Origin of the sequence: Paraburkholderia sp. BR14312 (assembly GCF_040948675.1) — a bacterium.
GTDB classification, from domain to species: Bacteria; Pseudomonadota; Gammaproteobacteria; order Burkholderiales; family Burkholderiaceae; genus Paraburkholderia; species Paraburkholderia nodosa_A.
Genome location: NZ_JBFPKI010000001.1, coordinates 844,963 through 868,996, shown reverse-complemented (window position 1 = coordinate 868,996; position 24,034 = coordinate 844,963). Strand labels below are relative to the sequence as shown.

Genomic DNA, 24,034 nt, shown 5'->3' with positions numbered 1-24,034 from the left:
GCGACCTCCTGTTACAGATCGAGCTTCGTCACCTTCGTGCCAGCGACCGACGCATCGGCCATGATGCCCGTATTGGTCATCACGATCGCCTGCACCGGCGCCGTTGCGGTTCGCGTGTCGATCTGTCCATTCGCACCGACCTTGACGAGCGCTACGGCAACATCGCCGCCAACTGACCAGCCCTTCGAGTTGCGGAACTTGTCGAGCGAGTCCTGCGTCATGAAGAGAAAGATCACGGCTGTGGACTGAACCCCTGCCTGCAAACCGAACGAAGCGGCCGCCGTGCTGTAGTACCCGACTGTCGATCCACCTACGCGCAACGCACCCTGGCCGTATGAGCCGCCAATAATGAACGCTGCCTTGCCGACCGAAGGAAAGACCAGCACACCTTGCGACTTGGAAACGAGTTCCTGCGAACCCGGGACGGTCGAGAACAGCCGGGACATCGTGCCGTCCACGGCCGCATCGATCTCCTGGCGTTTTGCCGCGTCGGTCGCGCCGCTCGTCCCACTGCTCGTGGTCGTGCTGCAACCCGCAACAGCGAGCCCAGCCGCGGTCGCCGCCGTAAGCACAAAAATCCGTCGCTTCATTGTTGTCCTCCATTCAGTTTTTACAGCCCGGACACGGCACTCACGCATGCGGATCAAAGCTCACGCGAGAATGAGACGTTGCTCGCACATCGTTGGTCATCGTTCAGTTACATAGTCTCAGAGGCCGCGCACAGGACAAATCGGACCTTGGTCTTACGCCGCCCGAAACCACAACGCGCTTCGCAGGCGCTACTGCACCGTGTAGCCGCGCCCTTGCATGCACGCGGCAAACGCGCGGTTGAACGTGTCGATCGCGCCCTGCTGCTGTTGCTGCGCATTGGCCTGCTGGGCACGCCGTTCCTGCCGCGCGCGTGAGCCGCCCACCATCGTGCCGGCCGCCGCGCCCACTGCCGCGCCCCTGCCCGCATCGCCGGTGATCGCGCCGATCACCGCGCCGCCCGCCGCGCCGCGCGCCGCGCCCTGGACACGCTGGCCGCCGCCCACAGCCGGCCCCGAAGGCGGCGGTGGCGTCGACGCGACCTGTTTCGGGTCAATGCCCGTGTTGCTCCTGGCCCACGAGTAGCATGCCGATTCGTCCGAGTGCTGTTGCTGCGCGCTCTGCCCCTTCGCGGGATACGCAATAGGCGTTGCCTGCGCGGCACTCATCAAAAGCAGCACGGCGGCGCACAGGGCGCCGGTCCGACAATTTATATAGGTATCCATATCAACTCCTTGAGCGCGTGCGAGATCGCGCCGATTACGCCTGCTGCTATCGGCGGGAGATTGGACAATGACAGTCGTGCCTTCGGCACGACGCCCGAATGCGGGACGAACACCGCGCCGTGCAACCGGCGCAGTGGTCTGTTCAATGATGTGGGAGCGGCACGGCGAAGACAATCAGACCATGGTCCTACCGTCCCCCATAGGGACAGGCAGGCGCCATGAAGCGCCCGCCGGCGCACGGCCGGAACGGCCATGCGGTGCGGCGGGCGTAGAAGAATGGCTGCAGTGACTCAGAACTTGTGGCGGATGCCGAGGCTCACCATGATTTGCGAACTCGAGTTGCCGTTCAGCCCATAGTCCGCCACGGAAGCGACCGCGGTGGTCAGGATGGAACCCGTTGCGGTCGGTACGCGCTGCGTGCCGTTGGCGTGCTGCCACGCGCCGACGAGGTACACGTCGGTACGCTTGGAGAGGTTGTAGTCGCCGCCCAGCGAGACCTGGTTATAGGTCGCCGAGGTGTCGCCCGCGCTGTGCGTCCACGTATAGCCAATACCGATGAGCGACGCAGGCGTAACCGCGTAGTTCACGAAACCGGCAGCGACGTTGTAGCGCTGGTTGGATGGGAAAAGCGATTGCGAGTCCGCCTTGTACTGCGCGTTGCTATACCGGCCGCCGAACGTAAACGGTCCGGCCACGTATTGCAGGGCAACGGAACCAATGCCGACCCACTTGGCGGTTTCATAGGCGAGGTTCTGAAAACCGCCGTCGAAGGTGCCGTCCGAGGTGCTGGTCCAACCGGTGCGAGGAATCGTGGAGTTGGCGTTAGTCATGCGGACGTAGCCCGCCGCGATGCTGAATGAGCCAGTCACATAGCTCGCCGCGGCCGACCAGGTCTGCTGCGAACCTGTCGCGCCCGCGACGCCGCCGAACGCATACATGCCTTCGATCTGGAAGCCCGCGAATTGCGGCGAGAGATACTTGATCGCATTGTTCGTACGAGAGCTGTTGTCGTTGTTGTCCACGTCGCCCGGCGTGGTGAAGGTGCTGCCCCAGTAATTGTCTGCGGTAAGCGGCTGGACCATGTCGACGACCGGGTCGTACTGGCGACCCAGTGTCAGCGTTCCATACTGCTGGTGCGTCAATCCTACGAAGGCTTGACGGCCAAATAGCAAGGTATTGCCGTTGTAGTTGCCCATCTTGCCGCTATTGATGTCGAATCCGCTTTCCAGTTGGAAGATCGCTTTCAGGCCGCCGCCCAGATCTTCCGTTCCCTTCAAGCCCCAGCGGGACCCTTGCAGATTGCCACCTTGCATCCGATACAGATTGTTGCCCTGAGCGTCGGCGTTGTGGACGAACTGAAAGGCTTCGTCGATCACGCCGTACAGGGTAACGCTGCTTTGCGCGTGAGCGACCGGAGCCAACATGGTGAGCGGAACAGGAAGCAACATAAGCGCAAGCTTTTTCATGTTTGCAACTCCTTCACGCACCGGGTAATCGGTATTCCTATATTAGTCGCTTGCTCCGGAACGACCTCAGCGTGAAATTGGTGCCGTTGTCGGCACAAGACATCCAATGCAACATGAATGAAGGCCATGGCTGTGTAACCGCAGCTTAACTAAAGCATTAAAACCGCCATGTTTGCAAATGCCCCGAAGCCCTTCGCTCATCGGGCCGATGTTCGTTTCGCACAAACAATCAGGAGTCCCCATCATTCGAGAAATTCCCTGATCGCGGTGGCAATCTCGTCGGCGTGCGTTTCCAGCGCGAAGTGGCCGGTGTCGAAAAAGCGCACCACGGCTAGCGGCAAGTCGCGCTTGTACGCCTGCGCGCCGGGCGGCAGGAAGAACGGATCGTTCTTACCCCACACGGCGAGAAACGGCGGCCGATGCGTGCGGAAATACGCCTGAAATTCAGGGTAGAGCGCAACGTTGTTCCGGTAGTCGCGGAACAAGTCGAGCTGGATCTCGTGCGCGCCGGGGCGGTTCATATAGTAGTCATCGAGCGAATAGCCGTCCGGCGACACCGCCGACGCATCGGGCACGCCGTGCGTGTATTGCCAGATCGTCGCTTCGCGCGAGAGCAGCGCACGCAGTGCCTCTCGGTTGGCCGGCGACGCGTCCTGCCAGTAAGCGCGAATCGGATTCCAGCCGTCACTCAGGCCTTCCTCGTAGGCGTTGCCGTTTTGCGAAATGATCGCCGTGATGCGCTCGGGATGCGCAAGCGCGAGGCGAAAGCCCGTGGGCGCGCCGTAGTCGAATACGTACACCGCGAACCGGTCGAAGCCGATGCGCTCGGTGAAGCGCGCCATCACCTTCGCAATATTCTCGAACGTGTATGCGAATTCCTCTCGGTCCGGCAAGTCCGATTGACCGAAGCCCGGCAGATCCGGCGCGACGATATGAAAGCGGCCGGCCAGCTTCGGAATGAGGTCGCGGAACATGTGGCCGGCGCTCGGAAAGCCGTGCAACAGCAGGAGCTTCGGCGCGCCGACGCGCCCGGCTTCCCGGTAGAACACGTTGTAGCCGTCGACATCGGCGCGGCGGTAGGCAATGGCAGTCATGGGTTCCTCCAGAGATGAACGGAAAAGCTCGCTTTACCGTGAGACATGCTTCGCTCCTTATGTAACCGTGTTGGTCGTGTTTTAGAGGTTACTAATCCGTGATGTAACTTGTCAAGAACGATTTTGACGGTTACACTGAATGCACCCTGATTACCCTTTTGCAGCAAGAAAATGGACTACCGCCCCATACCGGCGATATTCGTGGCCGACGCGCCTGGGCTCGACTTCCTGAACTCGGTTGCCACACCGGTGGACGTTCCCATCGACTGGATCGCCGACGGCGAAGGTTTGCTGTCCTGGCTCGCACAGGCGGGCATGGTCCCCGCGCCGGCGCTTGCTGCGCTGCGCGCGCAGTTCACCGCGGCCGGGTTCGACACCGTCGCGGGCGAGGCGCGCGCGCTACGTGAATGGTTCAGGTCCTTCGTGCGAGACAGAAAAGGCCGGCCGCTCGCCGCCGCCGATCTGGGCGAACTCGCGCCGCTCAACGATCTGCTCGCGCGTGACGACCGCTATGGCGAAGTCGTTGCGGTCGGCAGTGACGGCGCGGCGACGTTCGAATACCGCGTGAGTCGCCGCTGGAAAACGCCGGAATCGCTCTTGATGCCCATTGCCGAGGCGCTGGCGAAACTCGTCGGCGAGCAGGACTTCACGCACGTGAAAGCCTGCGAAGGCCCGAAATGCACCCTCCTGTTCGCCGACCACACGCGCGGGCACGCGCGCCGCTGGTGCAGCATGGCGATCTGCGGGAATCGCGCCAAAGTGGCCGCGCACCGCAAACGGCTCAAGGAGCGTGAAAGCGCGTAGAACGTATTCGCGCGCCGGGCGCGAGCCTTGCGGGATCTGGCGGACCTACCGGAATGGGAGAGGAACGATGACCGCCAGCAACCCGAAGCGCCATGAACAGGGCGCCAGCAAAGCGAACGAAAACCAGCAGAAACACACCGAGCACAGCGACGACCAGCGCAGCGCCATGCCCGAGCGCGATGACAAGTCGCGCAAGCAGTCGCCAGCCGACCGCCCGGGCAAGCAGTCCGGCGAAGGTGAGCCTTCGGTGGGTTGATCTAGTGTCTGTAACACGAAAGAGGCTTGCATGGCATCGTGCAAGCCTCTTTCACAATGGTGCCGCGCTTACTTCGCATCCCTGAACGAATCGCTTCAATCGCGATCCGGTGCGCCGAGCGGAAAGAGCGGACGATATGGCCGCGCCTCGTTCACGGCCCGCGCGAACGAAGGCCGCGCGAGCAGGCGCTCGCGATAGGCGCGCAGGACGGGATAGGTCGGGGCGACGCGATGCGTCCAGTCAGCATAGAAAAGCGATGAAGACCCGGCGCAGTCCGCCATCGTATAGTCCTCGCCCGCTGCCCACGTCTTGCCCGCGAGGTGGCCTTCGAGCCATGCATAAGCGAGCTCGAGTTTTTCCTCGGCAAAGGCGCGCCCTTCGTCGCGCCGCGCCGGATCGCCGGTCAACGCGCCATCCACGGCGCGCTGCACGGGCGTCATGACATGCAGGTCGAAGAAGCGGTCCAGAAAGCGCACGTCGAGCGCGGACACGGGATCGGCAGGCAGCAGGCGCACCGGCCCGGGATGCGCGAGCTGCAGGTATTCGATGATGATGCTGGTTTCCGCAACGTTGCGCTCGCCGTCCACGAGCACCGGAAACTTGCGCAGCGGCCAGCGTCGCAGCCACTGCGCCGTATGCTCGGGGGAATCCGGACCGACGCCGCGGAACTCGAAAGGTGTGTCGTTCTCATACAGCGCGATGAGCACTTTCTGCGTGTACGAGGAAAACGGATGACCATATAGCGCGAGCGGCATCGTCGAGTCTCCTGGTTCGAGCCGGGGAAAGTCGTTGAACCATGCACCGGTTGCGTGCGGATTGCAAGCGTTGCCGGGAACTGCAGCGGCGCATGTTCGGGGAACTGTACATGGCCGCGGCCACATGCATGACGTATCGTGCACGGGCGCGGCTCCCTCTTCTTTCCTTTCGATATGCTCAACATCCTCGGCAAGGCATCGTCCATCAACGTTCGCAAGGTGCTCTGGACCTGTGTCGAATTAAACCTGCCCTTCGAGCGCGAGGATTGGGGCTCGGGCTTTCGCTCGACGCATACGCCGGAGTTCCTCGCATTGAATCCCAACGCGCTCGTGCCGGTCATCAGGGACGGCGATTTCGTGCTGTGGGAGTCGAACACCATCATCCGCTATCTGGCGTCCCGCTATGGCGGCGCGCATCTCTATCCTGCCGATGCGTGCGAGCGGGCTCGCGTCGATCAATGGATGGACTGGCAGGCGACCGACCTGAACCGTTCGTGGAGCTATGCATTTCTCGCCTTGGTCAGAGCGTCGCCGGCTCACCAGGCGGCCGGCGAAATTGCCCTTTCCATCGAGAGCTGGACCCGGCATATGCGCGTTCTCGACGCGCGGCTGCAGGCGACCGGCGCGTTCGTCGCCGGCGCGCAATTCTCGCTTGCCGATATTCCCATTGGATTGTCGGTGAACCGCTGGTTCGGCACGCCGTTCGAGCATCCGCATTTGCCGGCTGTTGCTGCATATTTCGAACGGCTTGCCGAACGGCTCGGGTTTGCAGTGCATTGCGCGAACGGGACGCCGTGAGGAACGGCGCGGGCCGCGGGTCAAATTGCCAGGAAATTCAGGCAGCGAAGTCAGTCGATGCCGACAGCGCCTGCCACGTTTGCATTCGTAGCATTCGCGCGCGAACGCCAGGCCGTGCACAATACCGTCATGCAAGCCCAAGACCTCGAACGCCTCGTCACCTTCGCCATGCCCTTCGGCAAATACAAGGGCCGGCTCATCGCCGACCTGCCGGGGCATTACCTCAACTGGTTCGCCCGCGAAGGGTTCCCGCCGGGCGAGATCGGCCGGCTGCTCGCGCTGATGCAGGAACTGGACCATAACGGCCTGAAGGGCTTGCTCGAGCCGCTGCGCAAACGCGGCTAGCGCCAATCGGGCACCCGGCGCAGAATGCCCGGGCGAATCTCTTGCGAGGCTGCCCGACATGGCCAATTTTCAGCCCGATGGATGGCACACCGTTACGCCCCGAATTGTCGTACGCGATGCGGAGAACCTGGTCGCCTTCATCAAGACGGTGTTTCAGGCACAAGGCGCATTTCGCCATGGGTTGCCTGCCGAGATCAGGATCGGCGATTCCGTCGTGATGGTTAGCGGCGCAGACGGTCTTCGCGAGCCGATGCCGGCATTTCTGTACGTCTACGTTCAGGACACCGATTCGACCTACCAGCGAGCGATCGCGGCGAATGCGGTCTCGCTCGAGATTCCTGCCGATCTGCCATATGGCGACAGGCGCGCGATGGTCAGAGATCCGTGGGGAAACACCTGGCAGATTGCCACCCATCAGCGCGACCTTTCCGCCGCCGAGGTCCGTTCAAGGATGGACAGCGAAGGTTAGGCCGATATTCGGGCATTACGCGAATGGGGATTGCAGGACAATCGCATCGTCGCGTTCAGGGCCGGTGGTGACCATCGCCGCGGGCACGCCGACTTCGTTCTGGATCGCTTCGATCAGCGCCGCTGCCTGTGGCGGCAGGTCGCCATAGGAGCGCACGCCCCGGGTCGAACCGGCCCAGCCGTCGAAGCGCCTGAGAACCGGCTGCAGACGCTGCTGCTCGGCGTTCGTGGATGGCATGTAGTCGATGCGCGCCCCATCGAGCATGTAGCCCACACAGAGCTGCACCGACTCGAAGCCATCGAGCACATCGAGCTTGGTCAGCGCGAGCTGGTTGATGCCTGCGACCTTGCAGCTTTGACGCAGCTGCACGGTGTCCAGCCAGCCGCAGCGTCGCGGGCGGCCGGTGTTGACCCCGTACTCGCCGCCGCGCTGCCGGAGCACGTCGCCGAGCGCGCCGTCCAGTTCCGACGTGAACGGGCCTTCGCCGACGCGCGTCGCATAGACCTTGCTGACGCCAAGCACCCGCCCCAGTTGCGAAGGCGCGATGCCGGTCCCGCTGGCCGCGCCCGCGGCGATGGTGCTCGACGACGTCACATAGGGGTAGCTGCCCCAATCCACGTCGAGCATGATCGCCTGCGAGCCTTCGAACACGACGCGCTTGCCCGACGAATGGGCGTGGTCGAGCTGTTCCCAGACGCGGCCCACGAACGGCAGGATGCGCGGCGCCATGGCAAGCAGGCCGCTCAGCATCGGCTCGCGCGGGAATGGCGCCTGGCCCGAGCCGCGAAGCCAGGCGTTGTGGTGCTCGAGCAGAACGTCGAGCTTCTCGGCCAGCAGGTCCGGTTCGGCCAGGTCGCACACGCGCAGGCCGCGGCGCCCAACCTTATCCTCGTACGCCGGCCCAATGCCGCGCAAGGTGGTGCCGAGCGGCTTCGCACGCATCCGTTCCTGGGCAGCGTCGAGCGCGCGATGCACCGGCAGCACCAGCGCGGCCGTCTCGGCGATCTGCAACACCTCCGGCGTGACGCGGATACCCAGCGCCGCCATGCGGTCGATCTCCGCGAGCAGCGCCTCGGGATCGAGCGCGACGCCATTGCCGATCAGGCCTAGCTTCCCCCGCACGACGCCGCTGGGCAGCAGCGCCAGCTTGTAGGTCCGGCCGTCCACCACGAGCGTGTGACCGGCGTTGTGGCCACCGTTGTAACGGACGACGATATCCGCCTTCTCCGCGAGCCAGTCGACGATCCGGCCCTTTCCCTCATCGCCCCACTGCGCGCCGACCACGACGACATTCGACATGCGAGATTCTCCCTGGTGAGTTAATCGAACAGATCCAGAACCGGAGCTGCTGCAAAGGAGGCTCAATATAAGGCGACACTGGTGCCACGAAAAGCGATGTAAACTCACGGGACTTGTCAGAAAAAGTCACATAGGAACCCGGTCGATGTCGCGTCGTCTGCCGCCGTTGAACGCCCTGCGCGTATTCGAAGCCGCCGCCCGCGCGGAGAGTTTTTCCGTGGCGGCCGAGGAGCTTTGCGTCACACACGGGGCCGTTAGTCGACAGGTTCGGCAACTGGAGGACTGGCTTGGGCTCGACCTGTTCGAGCGTCGCGGCCGCAGGGTCGTCTTGACTGCATCGGGGCGCGCGTACCTGGCCGAGGTATCGGCGGCGCTGGATCGCATCGCGCTGGCCACCAGTGAGCAGCTTCGGGCCACGCGCGCGCAGATCGTGAGGGTTAACGCGCCGACGACGTTCGCGTTGCGCTGGCTATTGCCGCAACTTTCCAGCTTCCAGCTGACCCATCCGGCAGTGGAGGTCCGGCTGACGACTTCGGACGAGCCAATCGAAAAGCTCGGCGACGAATGCGACGTGGCGATTCGCGGCAGCGAGCAAAAATCGGCGGGCTATGCGGTCAAGGAGTTTTTATCGGAAGTCCGGCTCCCGGTGTGCTCGCCCAAGGTACTGGAGTCTCATCCGATACGCCGTGTTTCGGACCTCGCGCACCACACCCTGCTTCACACGGCGACCTATCCCGGCCTTTGGGCGGAATGGCTTGCCGCGAGCGGCCACCCCGGGCTTGCCACGCGCCATTCCCAGCAACTCGATCACTTTTATTTGACCCTGCAAGCCGCCATCGACGGCCTGGGGATCGCAATGGGACCTACCGCGCTCGTCGCGCTCGACGTCAAAGAGGGCCGTCTCGTCTTCCCGTTCGACGGCCCCGCCCTGCCGGCATGGCGCTATTGCAGCTATGTCCGCGAAGCACGCCTCGACGATCCTGCGATCAACACCTTTCTGGCCTGGTTGCGCGAACTCGGCCAGCGCTTTTCACATCGCGCGTAGCGCCGGATTGGCGCAGCGCCTGCTCCGCGGTCGCCGGTTGACAGTGCGGACTCGATGCTTTAAAAAGTAAAGCATGAAAATTCCACGGCCAGGACAACCTGTACGCGGCTCGACCACCGGACGGCCAATCATGGTCGTGCTGGACCTGCTCGGGCGGCGTACCGCACTGCGGATACTGTGGGAACTTCGCGGCGAGGCGCTGACGTTTCGCGCACTCCAGGAAGCGTGCGACACCAATGCCCGCCTGCTCAATACGCGGCTCGCGGAATTGCGGGCGTCCGGTCTCGTCGCGCATGGCGATGGCGGTTACCGCATGACAGCCGAAGGCAGGAAGCTCCTGGCCGCATTGCAGCCGCTGCTGGCCTGGGCGCATCAGTGGGCCGAGCGCGATCCGCAAGGGTTCGACGCCGCCGATCCCGATCACGCCGACCGCGAGGCGTAATTCGCGGTTTTTCATACAAGGGATGTTGCACACCGTGAACCATCTCCGCTGGAAGATCGTGGCAATGCTCGTTGCGCCACTGACGTTCGTGATGACGCTCGACCGCACGGCCATGGCTGTCGCGGCCCCGACGATCCAGAATGAACTGGGCCTGTCGATCGTCGAGATGTCGATGATTCTCACGATCTACTTCTGGGCGTATGCAATCGGGCAGATACCGGCCGGCCGTGCTGCCGAGCGCTTCGGGTCGCGCAAGGTGCTGTTCGGCACGAGCACGCTCTGGTCGCTCATGATGCTCGCCACGCCGCTGGGCACCTCGTTCGCCTGGCTCTTCGGATGCCGCCTCGTGCTGGGCGGGGCGCAGTCTGCGGACTGGTCGAGCAGTGTCGTCGCGCTCAAGCGCTGGGTTCCGGCCAGCGAGCGTGCGAAAGGCAATGCCCTGCTGCTCGCCGGGCTCTATCTTGGCCCGATCGTTTCGGCGCCGCTCACGGCGTGGACCATCGCCCGGTTCGGCTGGCACGCCGTTTTCTTCGGATTCGGCGCGCTGGGCCTGCTGCTCGGCGCGATCTGGTGGTTCGGCTACCGCGACACGCCGGCGGCGCACCCACTCATCACAAAGGCGGAAGTCGAGTACATCGCCGCCGGCCAGCCACCCGAGCGCGTGGCAGCCAGGGGTGCGCTCAGGCGCTGCCTGAAGCAGCCGCGCTTCTGGATCTTCGGTGTCCAGTACTTCCTGCTGGTGCTGATCCAGAGCTTCTACACGACGTGGCTGCCGACCTATCTCATGCGTGCGCGCGGGCTATCGCTCAAGGCGATGGGTCTGTACGCGTCGTTGCCCTGGGTTGCCGTGTTCGTGGCGGTATTCGTCGCGGGGGCATTCAGCGACTGGCTGCTTCGAAAAACCGGCTCGATCTATCGGGCGCGCACGCCCGTTGCAATGACCGGATTCGTCGTGAGCGCGCTCGCATTGACGGCGGCCTCGCGCGCGGAATCGATGGCGATGGTCATCGGCTTGCTGTGCCTCTCTTTTGCCGCGGTGGGATTCGTGCAGGTGGTCGTGTGGTCGGCCACGCAGGATCTCGGGCGCGCGTTCGCCGGTGTCATGTCGGGCTGGACGAACGTGTGGGGCGCCCTCTCGAACGTCGCGGGCCCCATGACGCTGGCGTTGATCGTCAAGGTGACGCACAGCTGGGCAAGCGGCATGATCGTGATCGGCGCGGCGGCCGCCTGCGGTGCGCTGCTATGGCTGTTCGTGCACCCCGAGCGCCCCTTGCTCGGCGACGACGCGGCCGGACCGCTGCCGCCTGCAGAAACGGGCGCGGCACCGGAGACCGTCGATACCGGTGAGGTGTCCGAGGATGGTGGCTTTGCCGATGGCTCGCATGCGGTCAACGAAAGTCTCCATCGGCAGCGTTGAGTGTCTACCCTACGTCATACCTCCCGGCCGAACGCCGGCGGATGACACGTCAGGCGAGCGGTCCTTCCTTGTCTTTCCGGCTGACCGAGACCGAAATGGCGCTGCCGACGATGAGTGCAATTCCCACCAGTGACAGCGGCTGAAGCATCTCGCCCCAGATGACGTAACCGAATAGCGCCGCCCAGACGATGCTCGTGTAGTTATACGGTGCGAGCTTCCCGACGTCCGCCTGGCGAAAAGCGACCGTCATCAAGATCTGACCTGCGGTCGCGAACGCGCCAAGAAGTGCCATGATCAAGAGCGCCTTCACAGATGGGGTGCGCCAGTTGAACACGACAGTAAGACCGGTAACGACCGTCCCTACGAGGGTGAAAAACAGAACCGTCGTCACCGAGTCGTCGGTAGATCGTATGCGTTTGATCTGGACGATGGACAGCGCGCCGAAGAAAGCACTGAGGAGAAGGAACACTGGACCGAGCCAGCTCGACTGACCGCCACCCGGGCGCACCACGAGCAGCACACCGCAGAATCCGACGAGCGCCGCGGCGACTCCACTTCCCGTCAATCGCTCTCGCAAAACCAAAGGCGCGAGCAGGATGACGATTAGCGTTTCCGAATACGCGAGTGCAACCGCTTCTCCCAATGGGACGTAAGGCAAGCCGGCAAAGAAAAGTCCTGAGGCGCCGAGGAGCGTCAGCGCACGTGCAGTCTGCCCTTTGATGTCGATGTTGGCCAGGCGCTCAGTTATCGAAAGACGCCCACGGCAGCACATCGCGACTGCCGGCACCAGACCGAAGAGCATCCGGAAGAAGGTGACTTCATTTGCTGGATATTGCAGCGCGACTGTCTTCGCCAGTGCATCCACTACAGCGAAGCAAAACATCGAAGCCAGTATGGTGGCCACGCTGTTCAGCGCAAGCGATGTCGTTCGTGTGGCGCTGGATGATGGCATGGCGAGGCGCAGATGTGGTGAGTATTGGCATCGTCGCATATGGCCTGCGTCGAAATGGCGAAAGTGGCCGACCGCGACTTGAACGGACAGGCAGGTGGCAATGGCCGAACAGTTGCATTTAAGGCTGCGCCAGCTCGAACGGCATCGCAACGTATATCGCGGCGCGTTGCGAGTTTGTATGCGGCCGGCGCGTTCTGGTTGCCAGCACGCGCGAACGGCAACTATCAAGGTGCAATGGACGCTCGCTGCCGGCCTCATCCGGTACGTGCGGTCCGCCGGACCATGCTGGGATCTACCGAAGATTCGCTTGAAAAAACGTGAGCACCATTTCGTCAAACTGCTTGTGAAAGACTATCCGGTTGAAGCCGTTCGCATCGGCGCAGAGGTCCGGCTCATTGTTCTTCATTGCCGCAGGACACGGAGCAAGAAAAGCAAAATGCGCCGCGCTGGAAACAATGTGATATTCAGGCCTGTGAGGAAGGGTCCTGGCGAGTGCGTCGGCGTTGCGCGGCAGCACGCCGGCGCCACCGAACTGGGAAGCCCAAAGCTGAATGGGCGCTTGCACATTCTTCAGGCTCGCCGCGGTTGGGAATGCATTGAACGGGTCCGCCAGCACAAAGGCTTTGATCCGTGCGTCATGCGTCAGGTGTTCGGTGGACACCACTCCACTTCGAACCTGTTTGCAAATCGGGGCGCCCGGGTCCGGGCACGTAATATCGGCGTGCGGGAAATCCGGGTTGCCGCCGGCCAACACCAGGCCCGTGTAGCCGCCGCGCGAAAAGCCAAAAAAGCCTATCCGTTGCGGGTCGATTCTGGCTGCGTCGGGGGCGGTGCTCAACATGTAATCGATAAGACGCTTGATGTCGGTCGGTCGCTCGACGAACACAGACATATCGTCGGCCCGGGTCATGTCAGAGAATGTATCGCCTGGATGATTGATTGCCGCCACGACAAAGCCCGCCTCGGCCAGCGTCTCGGCAAGGTCTCTGTGGCCAAGGTACGATCCGCCATAGCCGTGCGAAATGACCACGAGGGGAAGCTTTTCGCCAACGGTCGGACAGTCGCGCCGCCCCTTCAGGACATATGGACCGATCGGCACCTCCTGGGCAGGCTCAGCACACGGTGTCCACACGATCGCTTTTAACGCCGGACCGGCGGCATCAGCCGGAATCTGCGCGAACTTTATTCCCGCGGCGTGTGCAATTGCCGTAGACAGGCACAACAGAACGGCCAATATGGACGTTTTCATGTGGGTTTGCGAGGCGAGTTGTCTGCTTCCAATATCCTGATCGGCGGTATCACTGCGAAACGGCTCGAAGGTCGAATTCGGTCGGATCCTGATTTTATCCCCGTGCGCCAACGGCGGGATTTCGGATGATGCGGTCGCTCAGGTGTCCGATTTCCCAAGCAGACCAAACGCTCAATCGCTGGACGCGCGATTCGTCAGCTCGCAACTTCGCGCGCCCTCTAGTCACGCACGATGGCGTGCGGATCGATGGTGTAAGGATGCACGGGAGTGTTGGGACCAATCTCGGCAGCGACGCGCGACAGCCAGGCAGCGAGTGCACGGTAGGCTGGCAGGTCGATACCGATATCGCCTGCCAGGTGGGTATATGCGTAGATCGATATGTCGGCAATGGACAGGCCGTCACCGACCAGGAAGGTCGCATCCGTCAGGGACCGATCGAGGGCTCGCAGCGCCTTCGTGGCGGTCTCCTGTTTGTCTGGGACCATCGCAGCATTACGCTTTAACCGCCCCGTCAATGTCCAGAAACGCAAGGAGCCGATGACCGGTTCGATGTAGTACTGCTCGAAGCTGAGCCATTGAGCAACCTTGGCGCGCCCGAATCGCTCAGAAGGCAGGAAGGCGGTCCCCTCAGACAGGGGCGGCAATTGTTGCGGGCGAAAATGCGGACCGACTCAAACCGACATGCAGACGATACTTCGTCTGCATGGCTAACCATGCGCGACAACATAAAGTACTATTTGCACGGCAGTGGAACGTCGCGTTCGCAACACACGCTTCTCCGCGTTCGACGTTCTCGCGTTGTGAATATGAACCGCGTGTCGAAAGACAGGAGAACTGTGAATGGAGTCGATTCCGCCAATCGCGCCGGCCCAAACCGCGCTTCTCGTCATGCACTATCAGACCGACATTCTCGGGCTCTTCCCATCGGTCGCGCCGGCCTTGCTTGCCAATACGCGCAAGCTCTGCGACGCGGCGCGAACCAAAGGCGTCAGCGTTTATTTCGCCAACCTCCGCTTCAGCCCGGGCTATCCGGAAGTCAGCCCATTGAACAAGAATGGGCAGGGAATCAAGCAACTCGGTCTCTTTGTCGACGACCATATCCCGCCGGAGTTAGGGCGGCAGGCTTGCGAACCCGTCATCGTTGCACACCGGGCCAGCGTGTTCTTCGGCACCGACTTGCAGGCACGACTTCTCGCACAAGGTGTCGATTCGCTGATTATGGTCGGCATCGCATCGACCGGTGTTGTGCTGTCGTCGGTCGCGTATGCGAGCGACGCGGACTACCGCCTGTATACGGTCAAGGATTGCTGCTATGACCCAGATCCGGTGGTACATGAACACCTGTTCTCCACCGCATTCGATTCGCGCACCACGGTACTCTCGCTCGCGGATGCCTTGCTGCTGCTCGCCTAGATGATCCTCGCCTTCTCTCCCCCAAACCACGCGAAGCAATCAAAAAGCCCCTCTCGATTCGGAAGAGGGGCTTTCGCGTAACGTGTGATGCATTGGTGCGACGTGCTGTGAGACCACTCAGGACAGTGCGTCGACGCACTGTCTTACTGACCGAAGTAAACCGGCTTCAAACCGGGAATGGCCGCCGCGGGCGCGCCAGACGCTGACGATCCGCTGACCATCCCGCCGTAACTGCTCCCGCCGTTCTGCGCAGCCACGCGCGCTTCGGCAGCCTGGATATCGGCTGGATAGCTTGCATTGTCGCCGTCACCGACGTGATAGCCAGCCTGTTCGAGCTGGACGAGTTCGGCGCGAACTTGTTCAGTTGTCACGGGGCCGTTCGACTGTGCGAGCGAGAGCACCGGAGCAGCCGCGATAGTAAGGATAACGACAGTTTGAGCAAGGTATTTCATGATTCCTCCTGCAACGAACGAGATCTTGCTCAAGGCGAACCTCCTTGCCTTGAGCACGACTGGGTTGAACATATGCAAACTATCGGCGCTCGAGCGCTGCGACAGCGAGCGTCGCGCAGGCTCGCATCGCCATGCGCTTGCTGCTGCACGGCTTCGGCAAACGCCCGGCGACAGAGCGTCGGCGTTGGGTAGATAAGACTGTATGCGCCGACTCCATGTGCATGGACCAGGCACCTGTCCTAAAAGAGGCTAGGGGATTGCCTTATTCGGCGGGCTGGCTCAGCCCTATTGGCTCTCGATCCACTGAATGGCGAAGCGCGTCAGCTCCTTGCCGCTACGGATGTTCAGCTTTTCCTTGATATTGGCCTGGTGCGCTTCGATGGTCTTCACGCTCCGGTTCAGCTTCTCTGCGATATCGCGGGTGCTGAAGCCGAGTCCGATCAGGTGCAGAACTTCGAATTCCCGTTCCGAAAGGTTCGCAATTTGGCTCTCGGCCTTTTTGTGTGGGACGGCAAGCGCCCGCGCCAGCTTCTCGTGCATGGCGGCGCTCATGTAGATATTGCCCGCCAGCACTTCGCGGATAGCGCTCACGACATGCTCCGTGGCCTCGAGTTTCATGAGATACCCGTTTGCCCCGGACCGCAGTGCGCGTTCGGCAAACAGGCTTTCGTCGTGCATGCTAAGGACAAGGATTGCCAGATCCGGATAACGGTGCCGCAGCGTCTTGACCAGCTCGAGGCCGGAGTCCGTCTGCAGGCTGATGTCCACAATGGCCATGTCGGGCAGACACTTCATCGCCGCGAGCGCTTCGTCTGCGCTGCCCGCTGCACCGCAGACGTGCAGATCCTCCTGCAGATTGAGCAAGAGCGTCATCCCGTCCCGGATGATGGGGTGGTCATCCACGATCAGGATTTGAGTCGCACGGCCTGGGCTAGCGCATTTCCTCTGCACGGCCAGTACCCTCCGGTAGCGGATAGCTAATGGCGACGGTGGTGCCGCCCAAGCCGTTGCGGGTCACGGTGCAGGAGCCGCCCAGAAGGCTCGCCCGGTGGCGCAGGTTGTGCAGTCCAAGACCCGCGGCACGCTCCATTTCCTCAGGGCCGATGCCTACCCCATCGTCGCTGATCGAGAGCGTCTGCAGACCGCCCGCCCGCTCGAGGTCGATCCAGATGCGGTGGCCACGACAATATTTCAGCGCGTTGTTGACGGCTTCCTGTGCGGCTCGGTACAGGTTGATCTGCAGCAGCGGGTCCAGCAAGTCCACATCCGGCGCGATCCGCAGCTTGCAATCTACGCCATCGAGCGCGCCAGCCGTCTCCGCCAGCGCTTGCAGTGCGTCCGCAAGTCCGCCGTATTCCATCGCGACCGGATCGAGGCCGTGGGCGATCCTGCGGGTCATCAGGGACGCCTGCTTCACGAGGCCGACGACGGTAGCGGCGTCAGCGGCGGCCGGGTGGCCCTGGGTCTGCAGTTTCTGATTCAACGCCGCGCAGTACAGTCCCAGGCTGGTCAGGTGTTGCCCAAGTCCGTCGTGCAGTTCCTGGCCGATGAGTCTCTGCTGCTGATCGCCGATCCGGATCAGCTCGCCCTCCAGCAAACGGCGTCGCTGCATCTCATCTTTTAGCTCGTTGTTCGCCTTCGCGAGGTCTTCGGTGCGCTCCACCACGCGTCGCTCGAGTTCGATGTGGGCCGCCTGCAGCAGATCATGGGCGCCCTGTTCCTGAGCGCGTGCCGCCGCCAGCAACAGTCCCGTCACCGCCACGACGTTCGCGAAGGCGCACCACCTCACCAGGCTGTCCACAGGAGATTCGGCGGCAAAGGGCCCCGTACCGTGGGTAGTGCCCCAGATAGCCACGACCGAGACCACTAGCGTGACGATGCTCGCGCCAACGCGATCGAAGCGCAGCGCCGCCCAGATAATGAATGGAAAGATCGCGAGCGCTGCCGGGTAGTAGCCGTGTCCGGCAAGTTGCGGGGCACCGAAGATGAGGTAGCTCACCCAAAAGGTCGCAGCAATCAGTCCGCACGCTTCCATGATCCGCTGTGCGGATCGCACAGGGTTTGAATACGTGAGGAGGCTGAACAGGGCCGGCGCCACGACGAGAACCCCCATCATGTCGCCGAGCCACCATTTCAGAAAGGCTGCGGCGTACCGGGCGGCAGGCACGAGTCCCCCTCCCAGCAGGGCGGTCGTGCCGATCAGCGCACTGACCCCCGTACTCGCCACCGCAGCGAGGGCGATGAAGGCCAATACATCGTTGATGCGCGCAAGGGTGATCCGGAATCGTGTCGCGCGGTTGAGCAATAGCGCTGCCGTCAACGGTCCAGCCATGGAGCCGATGCTTATCGCCGCGGCCACGGCAGCAGGCACGCCGCTCGACACGTTGGCGAGGAAGGACCCGACGGCAATACCCGGGGCGACTTCGATGCCGAGTGCGAGCAGCGCAACGAGTGCGATGCCGCTGGAAGGCCATACGAGTGAGATTGCGCCGCCCACTACCGCATAGGAAAGGCCTAGCTTTGCACCGGCGAAATACGCCAGGGCGACCATTCCGGTGTGCAGGAAAAGGCTGAATCTGGAAGTGTCCCGAACGGTAGCCATTTTCGCTTCCAATCCGGAAGCCGGAGTGCGGATACGCTACGTGCCCCCCGGGGGCAAACGCGGAGGGAGCCGCCCGTCAGTCCGTGAGTCACTCGGCGCTTGTTCCCGACCTGACTTTATGATTGTGGTGGCACCCACCGCGTTAATCAAACACTACACAGCACGCCTTATGCGTGAAGCGCTTCACGTTACGGCGTCATTTCGCTGACGGTCGCCAACGCCGCAAACATCGAACCGTTTACGGCCTCATGTCGTAACGCCTTTCAACAACGTCAGGTTCTTCGCTCGTTGGTGCTGGTCGGATGCACACCGTGATCAAAGTCAAAGACCGTGGCGTCCGCCTCGCGCGCCAGCGAACCGCGTTTGAACTCAGCCGTCGCGGAAAATAAAGCTGTAAGCGCTCAAAGCCGGCACGCCGCCCAGATGCGCGTACAGCACCTTCGACCCCGGCTCGAATTCGCCACGGCGCACTTTGTCGATCATGCCGTGCATCGACTTGCCCTCGTACACGGGGTCGGTCAGCACGCCCTCCAACCGCGCGCACAAACGAATCGCCTCCAGCGTGCCTTCGTTCGGCAGCCCGTACTCAGGGCCGCCGTAACGTGTGTCGAGAATCACGTCCTTGTCGCTGATATCGCGGTTGAGATCGACGAGCCCGGCGGTATGACGTGCGATGCGCGTGATTTGCGCGTGGGTCTTCTCCGGCGTAGCCGAAGCGTCGATGCCGATCACGCGGTCCGCCCGGCCGTCCGCCGCGAAGCCGACCACCATGCCCGCCTGCGTGCTGCCCGTCACCGAGCACACGACGATGTAGTCGAACTTGAAGCCCAATTGCGCCTCCTGCGCCCGCACCTCCTCGGCAAAGCCCACGAAACCGAGGCCGCCGAGCGGATGCTCCGAGCAGCCCGCCGGTATCGCATACGGTTTGCCACCCGCCGCGCGCACGCTCTCTAGCGCCTCCTCCCAACTCGGTCGAATGCCGATGTCGAAACCGTCTGGCACGAGCCGCACGTCCGCGCCCATCATGCGTGACATCTGGATGTTGCCTACGCGGTCGTAGACGGCATCGGAATAGTTGACCCAGTTCTCCTGGACCAGCACGCACTTCATGCCGAGATGCGCAGCGACGGCTGCAACCTGACGCGTCTGGTTCGACTGGATGCCGCCGATCGAGACTAGCGTGTCGCAACCTTGAGCGAGCGCGTCGGGAATCAGGTACTCGAGCTTGCGCGTCTTGTTGCCGCCGAACGCGAGTCCGCTGTTGCAGTCCTCGCGCTTCGCGTAGAGCTCGACCTTGCCGCCGAGGTGCTGGCTCAGGCGCTTGAGCGGCTGGATGGGCGTGGGTCCGAAAGTGAGTGGATAACGGGGAAAACGCTGGAGGTTCATCGAATATCTCCGGGAGGTCGGCTCATGCGGGGCGTGGTCAACGGTCGGTACGCGCCTGGAACGCGCAATCCGATGGAGAAATGTTAGGCGCGATGCCGCGAAATGAGCTTGCTAAAAAAATATCGACGGCCTACGTTTAAAGCATTCGTTTTGACTTCGAAAAACTTTTAATGTGCAAAACGGTTAAACGACGCAATGAAATTAACCAGACACTCTCCCGCTACGCCGAATGAGCCGCCTGCATTGGATCGCATCGATCGCGCGATCCTCAGGCATTTGCAGCAGGACGCATCGATTTCCAATGTCAGCCTCGCGGCCAGGGTGAAGCTCAGTGCGCCCGCGTGCCTGCGGCGTGTGGAACGGCTCAAGGAGTTAGGGCTGATACGCGGAATCGTCGCGCTGCTCGATCCGAAGGCGCTCGGCGCAGGCATGCTGGTCGTGATCGGCTTCGTGCTCGACCGCTCGACGCCCGAGGCGTTCGCCGCATTCGAGAAAGCGGCCCAGAAGGTTTCAGGCTGTGTGGAATGCCACGTCGTGACCGGCGAGTTCGATTACTTCATGCTGGTGCGCACGCGCGACAACGAAAGCTTCAACCAGCTGCATGCGGAGCAGTTGTTGTACTTGCCGGGCGTGCGGCAGGTTCGCAGCTTCATGGTGCTCAAGGAGATTCTGTCGACGCATGCGTTACCGCTGTGACAGTGCGCGCGAATGCAATCCATTGAAAATGGCTGCGCGAATTTCGATGCGATGCGGGGAAGTGAATCAGGATGATGAAGCAACGTGCTCGAAGGCCACGCGTTCTGTTGGTGGAGGTAAGCGGGATCGAACCGCTGACCTCTTGCATGCCATGCAAGCGCTCTCCCAGCTGAGCTATACCCCCATGCAGAACGGCTTCTGCGCCAGTGGGATGACGCAGAATCGAACAGGTCAGCTTGCGGACCTGCTCGAAGAGCGGCGATTATATACGCGGCGCACGCATCCTCGCAAGCACTCCCGCGCGCTCGCCTGGAACTATGCTGGAGTCCTTATGATTGCCCGCAAAATAAAAAGCCGGCTTATCAGCCGGCTCTCTTGGGCCATTCGCAGCAGAAGCGCGCGAATGCAATTCGTTCCAGTATCACCACGCAGGTCCCGCGCACGATACTCGATTCAGTTTTGGTGCCGACGGCGAGACTCGAACTCGCACAGCTTTCGCCACTACCCCCTCAAGATAGCGTGTCTACCAATTTCACCACGTCGGCAATCCAATACAACTCGGGACGCGTAAAGATCCCGTCTCTTCTCGCCTCGTGGGCTCGAAGGGTCGCCATTGTATCGACTCGCCGCGCATTTTTGAAGGCCCCGCGCGAAGATTTTTTGAAGCCCCGCGCCAACGCTTAAAACTCCGGCGTTGAAGTCAATTCAGGCGTGCGTCGAGTCCCACGCCCGGTGATTCGACCCCGCCGCACTCCAGCAGCGCCGGTTGGCCGCATTCTCCAGCGTTTCTTTGCTCGCTCATGACTATCTCCGCAGTTAATATCGCCTTGAGCGCATCGCGCGTGCCGGCAACAGTTCGCCCTGCGTGGCGCCCGCGCCGGCATTCTGCAGTGATCCGGGAACATGTCTGGCTCCAGCTTTGTGAACCCACTCATAGGCTCCACGATCGTCGCGAGCGACGAGCCCAACGACATGAATACCTCCTCCGATTTGATCATTGCCCTTCCTGAGGGACTGTACTGCCCGCCGGGGGCGTTTTACATCGATCCATGGCAGCCGGTCGAACGGGCGATCATTACTCATGCGCACGCTGACCATGGACGCGTTGGTCATCGCCACTACCTGACGGCACAAGCGGGACTCGGCGTACTGCAGACCCGATTGCCAGGTATCGCAGTGCAGGGTTTGCCGTACGGCGAACAGATCGAAGTCAATGGCGTGCGCGTGTCACTGCATCCGGCAGGACACGTGCTCGGCTCGGCCCAGGTGCGGCTCGAGCATGCCGGGCGTGTATGGGTCGCATCGGGCGACTACAAGATCGAACCGGACCCGACATGCACGCCGTTCGAACCGGTCCGGTGCGACACGTTCATCACGGAATCGACTTTCGGCTTGCCTGTCTACCGGTGGGAACCGTCGCATGCCGTATTCGACGGCATCAACGCCTGGTGGCGGCATAACGCGGCCCAAGGGCTGGCGTCAGTGCTGTTTTGCTATTCCTTCGGCAAAGGGCAGCGTGTGCTCGCCGGCGTGGACCCTGGCATCGGCCCGATCTTCTGCCACGGCGCCGTCGAAACGTTGAATCGAATCTATCGTGATGCGGCAGTCGACTTGCCCGCGACGCGACGCGTCGGCGAAATCCCGATGCACGACAAGGCCGCATTCAGAAACGCGCTGATCATTGCGCCGCCCTCCGCGAAAGGCAGCGCGTGGACACGGCGTTTCGGCGAGCATCGCGACGCATTGGCATCTGGCTGGATGCGTTTGCGCGGTGCGAGACGCAGGCGCGGAGTCGACCGGGGATTCGTCTTGTCGGATCATGCGGACTGGCCCGGTCTCAACGATGCCATCAAAGCAACTGGCGCTGAGCGCGTGATCGTCACGCACGGTTACATCGAGCCGATGGTGCGATGGCTTCTCGAACATGGATTCGATGCCGGCACCTTCGCAACCGAATATGGCGGCGACGCGATCGAGGCAGACGCCGATGCCGCCACGACGGAGGACGCGCCGAAATGAAACGGTTTGCGGCACTCTACGCAGCGCTCGACGCGACGACGTCCACCAACGACAAGCTCGAAGCATTGGTTGCCTATTTTTCCGGCGCCGAACCTGAAGACGCGGCGTGGGCGGCGTATTTCCTCGCAGGGGGCAAGCCTCGCCAGTCGGTGCCTACGCGAATGCTGATCGAATGCGCACGCGATTGCGCCGGCCTGCCGCAATGGCTGTTCGACGAGTCATATCAGGCAGTCGGCGACCTCGCAGAGACGATCGCGCACGTGCTGCCGCCAGCGTCGCGTGAATCGGAACTGGGTCTGGCGCAATGGGTCGGGCAGCGCCTGCTGACGTTGCGAGGCAGCGAGCCGGACGCCGTACGCGAGCGTTTGACCGCCTACTGGGACGAACTGAACTGGAGCGAGCGGTTTTTGCTCACCAAGCTCATCGGCGGCGGTTTTCGCGTCGGCGTCTCACGGCAGCTCGTCGTGCGCGCGCTCGCGCAGGTCGCGGGCGTCGACCACAAACGCATCGCGCAGCGCTTCGTCGGTTGGACGCATTCGCACAAGACACCGACAGCCGCCGGGTATCTCCGGCTAATCACCGCTTCGGCCGATGGCGACGACACCGACACGCCGCAAGCCACCGACATCGGCTTGCCCTATCCGTTCTTTCTCGCGCATCCGTTGCAGGCCGACCCCACAACGCTCGGCCCGACCGCGGACTGGATCTTCGAATGGAAATGGGACGGCATTCGCGCACAACTCGTCAAACGCGCAGGACGCGTCTGGATCTGGTCGCGGGGCGAAGACCTCGTAACCGAACGTTTTCCGGAGCTGGAGGCGATGGCTGCTGCGTTGCCGAACGGCTCGGTCATAGACGGGGAAATTCTCGCGTGGGAACCGGGGGCGAGTGCACCATTGCCATTCGCGCGTCTGCAGCCGCGTATCACGCGCAAGTCGCTGACCAGAAAGGTGCTCAGCGAGTCGCCCGCCGCGATGGTCGCATACGACCTGCTCGAAGCCGAGGGTCGCGATCTGCGCACGCAACCGCTCGAAATACGACGCGCGCGACTCGACGCGCTTGTCCAGTCGTTGTCGCAATCGCCCGCGACCGAATTGCTGCGCGTATCGCCGGTCGTGGCCGCCGAAGACTGGAACGCGATCCGGCAATTGCGCGAGGAGAGCCGCGCGCGCAGCGTCGAAGGGTTGATGCTGAAACAGCGGACATCGATGTACGGCGTCGGACGTACCAAGGCATCGGGTACGTGGTGGAAATGGAAGATCGAGCCGTTTTCGATCGACGCCGTGCTGCTGTACGCCCAACGTGGTCACGGCCGGCGGGCGAGCCTCTTCACGGACTACACGTTTGCGGTCTGGGACGAAGCAGACGGCGTGCGCACGCTGGTGCCGTTCGCCAAGGCGTACTCAGGACTCACCGACGAAGAAATCCGCAAAGTCGATGCAATCGTGCGCAAGACGACAATTGAGAAGTTCGGACCGGTGCACGGCGTCACACCAACCCTGGTGTTCGAGATCGGCTTCGAAGGAATTCAGGCAAGCTCGCGGCATAAGTCGGGCATCGCAGTGCGCTTTCCCCGGATGCTGCGTTGGCGCACCGACAAGTCAGTCGAGGACGCGGATACGCTCGGCATGCTCAAGGGCTTCTTGAGCGAGGCACAGACATGAGCGCGTTCGCACCTGGCGCCTGAGTGTTGCGAGAGAGCGAGCCGCTTTCGTTGTGACGACGCCGCGGCCGCCATTACGCATGACTCGTACCTGTCAGGTCTTCGTGGGGTGCGCGGGAACAGGCTGTGCTGAGTGTCAGCAAACACCCGACTGGAATG

The 24,034-nt window shown here is 62.5% G+C and carries 25 protein-coding genes and 2 tRNA genes; 12 read left to right on the top strand and 15 right to left on the bottom strand.

Features of this window, described 5'->3' with window-relative positions:
* Window positions 1-11: 11 nt before the first annotated feature.
* The 4 genes from AB3X98_RS03910 to AB3X98_RS03895 all read right to left on the bottom strand — a co-directional run bounded on the left by AB3X98_RS03910 (window position 12) and on the right by AB3X98_RS03895 (window position 3,813).
* Window positions 12-590 (bottom strand): YSC84-related protein, encoded by a 579-nt coding sequence (locus tag AB3X98_RS03910; RefSeq protein ID WP_368602726.1) that lies wholly within the window; start codon window positions 588-590, stop codon window positions 12-14.
* Window positions 591-779: 189 nt separating this feature from the next.
* Window positions 780-1,253, bottom strand: a complete 474-nt coding sequence (locus AB3X98_RS03905) for a glycine zipper family protein (protein ID WP_342948603.1) — start codon at window positions 1,251-1,253, stop codon at window positions 780-782.
* A 290-nt stretch (window positions 1,254-1,543) separates the two neighbouring features.
* Window positions 1,544-2,719 (bottom strand): porin, encoded by a 1,176-nt coding sequence (locus AB3X98_RS03900; protein ID WP_342948602.1) that lies wholly within the window; start codon window positions 2,717-2,719, stop codon window positions 1,544-1,546.
* Window positions 2,720-2,961: 242 nt separating this feature from the next.
* Complete coding sequence (locus tag AB3X98_RS03895; RefSeq protein WP_368602727.1) at window positions 2,962-3,813, bottom strand: alpha/beta fold hydrolase; 852 nt, start codon at window positions 3,811-3,813, stop codon at window positions 2,962-2,964.
* 171 nt (window positions 3,814-3,984) lie between these two features.
* Between AB3X98_RS03895 and AB3X98_RS03890 the strand changes: the two genes are divergently transcribed.
* The gene (locus tag AB3X98_RS03890; protein ID WP_342948600.1) at window positions 3,985-4,617 is read left to right on the top strand and encodes an ABATE domain-containing protein; all 633 of its coding nucleotides are present in this window, start codon (window positions 3,985-3,987) and stop codon (window positions 4,615-4,617) included.
* A gap of 67 nt (window positions 4,618-4,684) precedes the next feature.
* On the top strand, window positions 4,685-4,873 hold the full coding sequence (locus tag AB3X98_RS03885; protein ID WP_368602728.1) for a hypothetical protein: 189 nt from the start codon (window positions 4,685-4,687) through the stop codon (window positions 4,871-4,873).
* A gap of 95 nt (window positions 4,874-4,968) precedes the next feature.
* Here the strand turns inward: AB3X98_RS03885 and AB3X98_RS03880 are convergent, their stop codons facing one another.
* On the bottom strand, window positions 4,969-5,628 hold the full coding sequence (locus tag AB3X98_RS03880; RefSeq protein ID WP_368602729.1) for a glutathione S-transferase family protein: 660 nt from the start codon (window positions 5,626-5,628) through the stop codon (window positions 4,969-4,971).
* A 174-nt stretch (window positions 5,629-5,802) separates the two neighbouring features.
* On the opposite strand from AB3X98_RS03880, the gene AB3X98_RS03875 reads away from it, so the two are divergent.
* From AB3X98_RS03875 to AB3X98_RS03865, 3 genes are all read left to right on the top strand, one after another.
* Window positions 5,803-6,426: a glutathione S-transferase family protein gene (locus AB3X98_RS03875; protein ID WP_368602730.1), complete on the top strand. Its 624-nt coding sequence runs from the start codon at window positions 5,803-5,805 to the stop codon at window positions 6,424-6,426.
* Window positions 6,427-6,555: 129 nt separating this feature from the next.
* Entirely contained in the window at window positions 6,556-6,771 is a 216-nt protein-coding gene (locus tag AB3X98_RS03870) for a DUF3820 family protein (protein WP_069263529.1), read from the top strand.
* Between the two features lie 58 nt (window positions 6,772-6,829).
* Window positions 6,830-7,240 (top strand): VOC family protein, encoded by a 411-nt coding sequence (locus tag AB3X98_RS03865; protein WP_368602731.1) that lies wholly within the window; start codon window positions 6,830-6,832, stop codon window positions 7,238-7,240.
* Between the two features lie 15 nt (window positions 7,241-7,255).
* Here the strand turns inward: AB3X98_RS03865 and AB3X98_RS03860 are convergent, their stop codons facing one another.
* The gene (locus tag AB3X98_RS03860; RefSeq protein ID WP_368602732.1) at window positions 7,256-8,539 is read right to left on the bottom strand and encodes an adenylosuccinate synthase; all 1,284 of its coding nucleotides are present in this window, start codon (window positions 8,537-8,539) and stop codon (window positions 7,256-7,258) included.
* Window positions 8,540-8,684: 145 nt separating this feature from the next.
* Between AB3X98_RS03860 and gcvA the strand changes: the two genes are divergently transcribed.
* The 3 genes from gcvA to AB3X98_RS03845 all read left to right on the top strand — a co-directional run bounded on the left by gcvA (window position 8,685) and on the right by AB3X98_RS03845 (window position 11,443).
* Entirely contained in the window at window positions 8,685-9,584 is a 900-nt protein-coding gene (gcvA, locus tag AB3X98_RS03855; protein WP_368602733.1) for a transcriptional regulator GcvA, read from the top strand.
* 130 nt (window positions 9,585-9,714) lie between these two features.
* Window positions 9,715-10,026: a winged helix-turn-helix transcriptional regulator gene (locus AB3X98_RS03850; protein ID WP_256094589.1), complete on the top strand. Its 312-nt coding sequence runs from the start codon at window positions 9,715-9,717 to the stop codon at window positions 10,024-10,026.
* Window positions 10,027-10,060: 34 nt separating this feature from the next.
* On the top strand, window positions 10,061-11,443 hold the full coding sequence (locus tag AB3X98_RS03845; protein ID WP_368602734.1) for an MFS transporter: 1,383 nt from the start codon (window positions 10,061-10,063) through the stop codon (window positions 11,441-11,443).
* 49 nt (window positions 11,444-11,492) lie between these two features.
* Here the strand turns inward: AB3X98_RS03845 and AB3X98_RS03840 are convergent, their stop codons facing one another.
* From AB3X98_RS03840 to AB3X98_RS03830, 3 genes are all read right to left on the bottom strand, one after another.
* Window positions 11,493-12,395 (bottom strand): DMT family transporter, encoded by a 903-nt coding sequence (locus AB3X98_RS03840; protein ID WP_342949782.1) that lies wholly within the window; start codon window positions 12,393-12,395, stop codon window positions 11,493-11,495.
* Window positions 12,396-12,687: 292 nt separating this feature from the next.
* The gene (locus tag AB3X98_RS03835; protein WP_368602735.1) at window positions 12,688-13,644 is read right to left on the bottom strand and encodes an alpha/beta hydrolase family protein; all 957 of its coding nucleotides are present in this window, start codon (window positions 13,642-13,644) and stop codon (window positions 12,688-12,690) included.
* Between the two features lie 218 nt (window positions 13,645-13,862).
* Entirely contained in the window at window positions 13,863-14,288 is a 426-nt protein-coding gene (locus AB3X98_RS03830; RefSeq protein WP_368602736.1) for a glutathione S-transferase family protein, read from the bottom strand.
* Window positions 14,289-14,484: 196 nt separating this feature from the next.
* Between AB3X98_RS03830 and AB3X98_RS03825 the strand changes: the two genes are divergently transcribed.
* Window positions 14,485-15,057 (top strand): isochorismatase family cysteine hydrolase, encoded by a 573-nt coding sequence (locus AB3X98_RS03825; protein ID WP_368602737.1) that lies wholly within the window; start codon window positions 14,485-14,487, stop codon window positions 15,055-15,057.
* 143 nt (window positions 15,058-15,200) lie between these two features.
* Here the strand turns inward: AB3X98_RS03825 and AB3X98_RS03820 are convergent, their stop codons facing one another.
* The 4 genes from AB3X98_RS03820 to AB3X98_RS03805 all read right to left on the bottom strand — a co-directional run bounded on the left by AB3X98_RS03820 (window position 15,201) and on the right by AB3X98_RS03805 (window position 19,497).
* Window positions 15,201-15,509 (bottom strand): DUF4148 domain-containing protein, encoded by a 309-nt coding sequence (locus AB3X98_RS03820; RefSeq protein ID WP_069263525.1) that lies wholly within the window; start codon window positions 15,507-15,509, stop codon window positions 15,201-15,203.
* A gap of 285 nt (window positions 15,510-15,794) precedes the next feature.
* Window positions 15,795-16,412, bottom strand: coding sequence for a response regulator transcription factor (locus tag AB3X98_RS03815; RefSeq protein ID WP_342949778.1), 618 nt, complete (start codon window positions 16,410-16,412; stop codon window positions 15,795-15,797).
* Window positions 16,413-16,440: 28 nt separating this feature from the next.
* Entirely contained in the window at window positions 16,441-18,111 is a 1,671-nt protein-coding gene (locus AB3X98_RS03810; RefSeq protein WP_368602738.1) for an MASE1 domain-containing protein, read from the bottom strand.
* A gap of 369 nt (window positions 18,112-18,480) precedes the next feature.
* On the bottom strand, window positions 18,481-19,497 hold the full coding sequence (locus AB3X98_RS03805) for a 1-aminocyclopropane-1-carboxylate deaminase (protein WP_368602739.1): 1,017 nt from the start codon (window positions 19,495-19,497) through the stop codon (window positions 18,481-18,483).
* Window positions 19,498-19,692: 195 nt separating this feature from the next.
* On the opposite strand from AB3X98_RS03805, the gene AB3X98_RS03800 reads away from it, so the two are divergent.
* The gene (locus tag AB3X98_RS03800) at window positions 19,693-20,193 is read left to right on the top strand and encodes an Lrp/AsnC family transcriptional regulator (protein WP_342949775.1); all 501 of its coding nucleotides are present in this window, start codon (window positions 19,693-19,695) and stop codon (window positions 20,191-20,193) included.
* A gap of 108 nt (window positions 20,194-20,301) precedes the next feature.
* On the opposite strand, the gene AB3X98_RS03795 is transcribed toward AB3X98_RS03800, so the two are convergent.
* Window positions 20,302-20,377, bottom strand: a tRNA-Ala gene (locus AB3X98_RS03795).
* A gap of 276 nt (window positions 20,378-20,653) precedes the next feature.
* A tRNA-Leu gene (locus AB3X98_RS03790) sits at window positions 20,654-20,738 on the bottom strand.
* A gap of 427 nt (window positions 20,739-21,165) precedes the next feature.
* Here AB3X98_RS03790 and AB3X98_RS03785 point away from each other — a divergent pair.
* Entirely contained in the window at window positions 21,166-22,212 is a 1,047-nt protein-coding gene (locus AB3X98_RS03785; RefSeq protein ID WP_368602740.1) for a ligase-associated DNA damage response exonuclease, read from the top strand.
* Window positions 22,209-23,876 carry an ATP-dependent DNA ligase gene (locus AB3X98_RS03780; RefSeq protein WP_368602741.1) on the top strand — a complete coding sequence of 556 codons (1,668 nt, stop codon included), beginning with the start codon at window positions 22,209-22,211 and terminating at the stop codon, window positions 23,874-23,876. The genes AB3X98_RS03785 and AB3X98_RS03780 overlap by 4 nt, the downstream gene beginning before the upstream one ends.
* Window positions 23,877-24,034 lie beyond the last annotated feature (158 nt).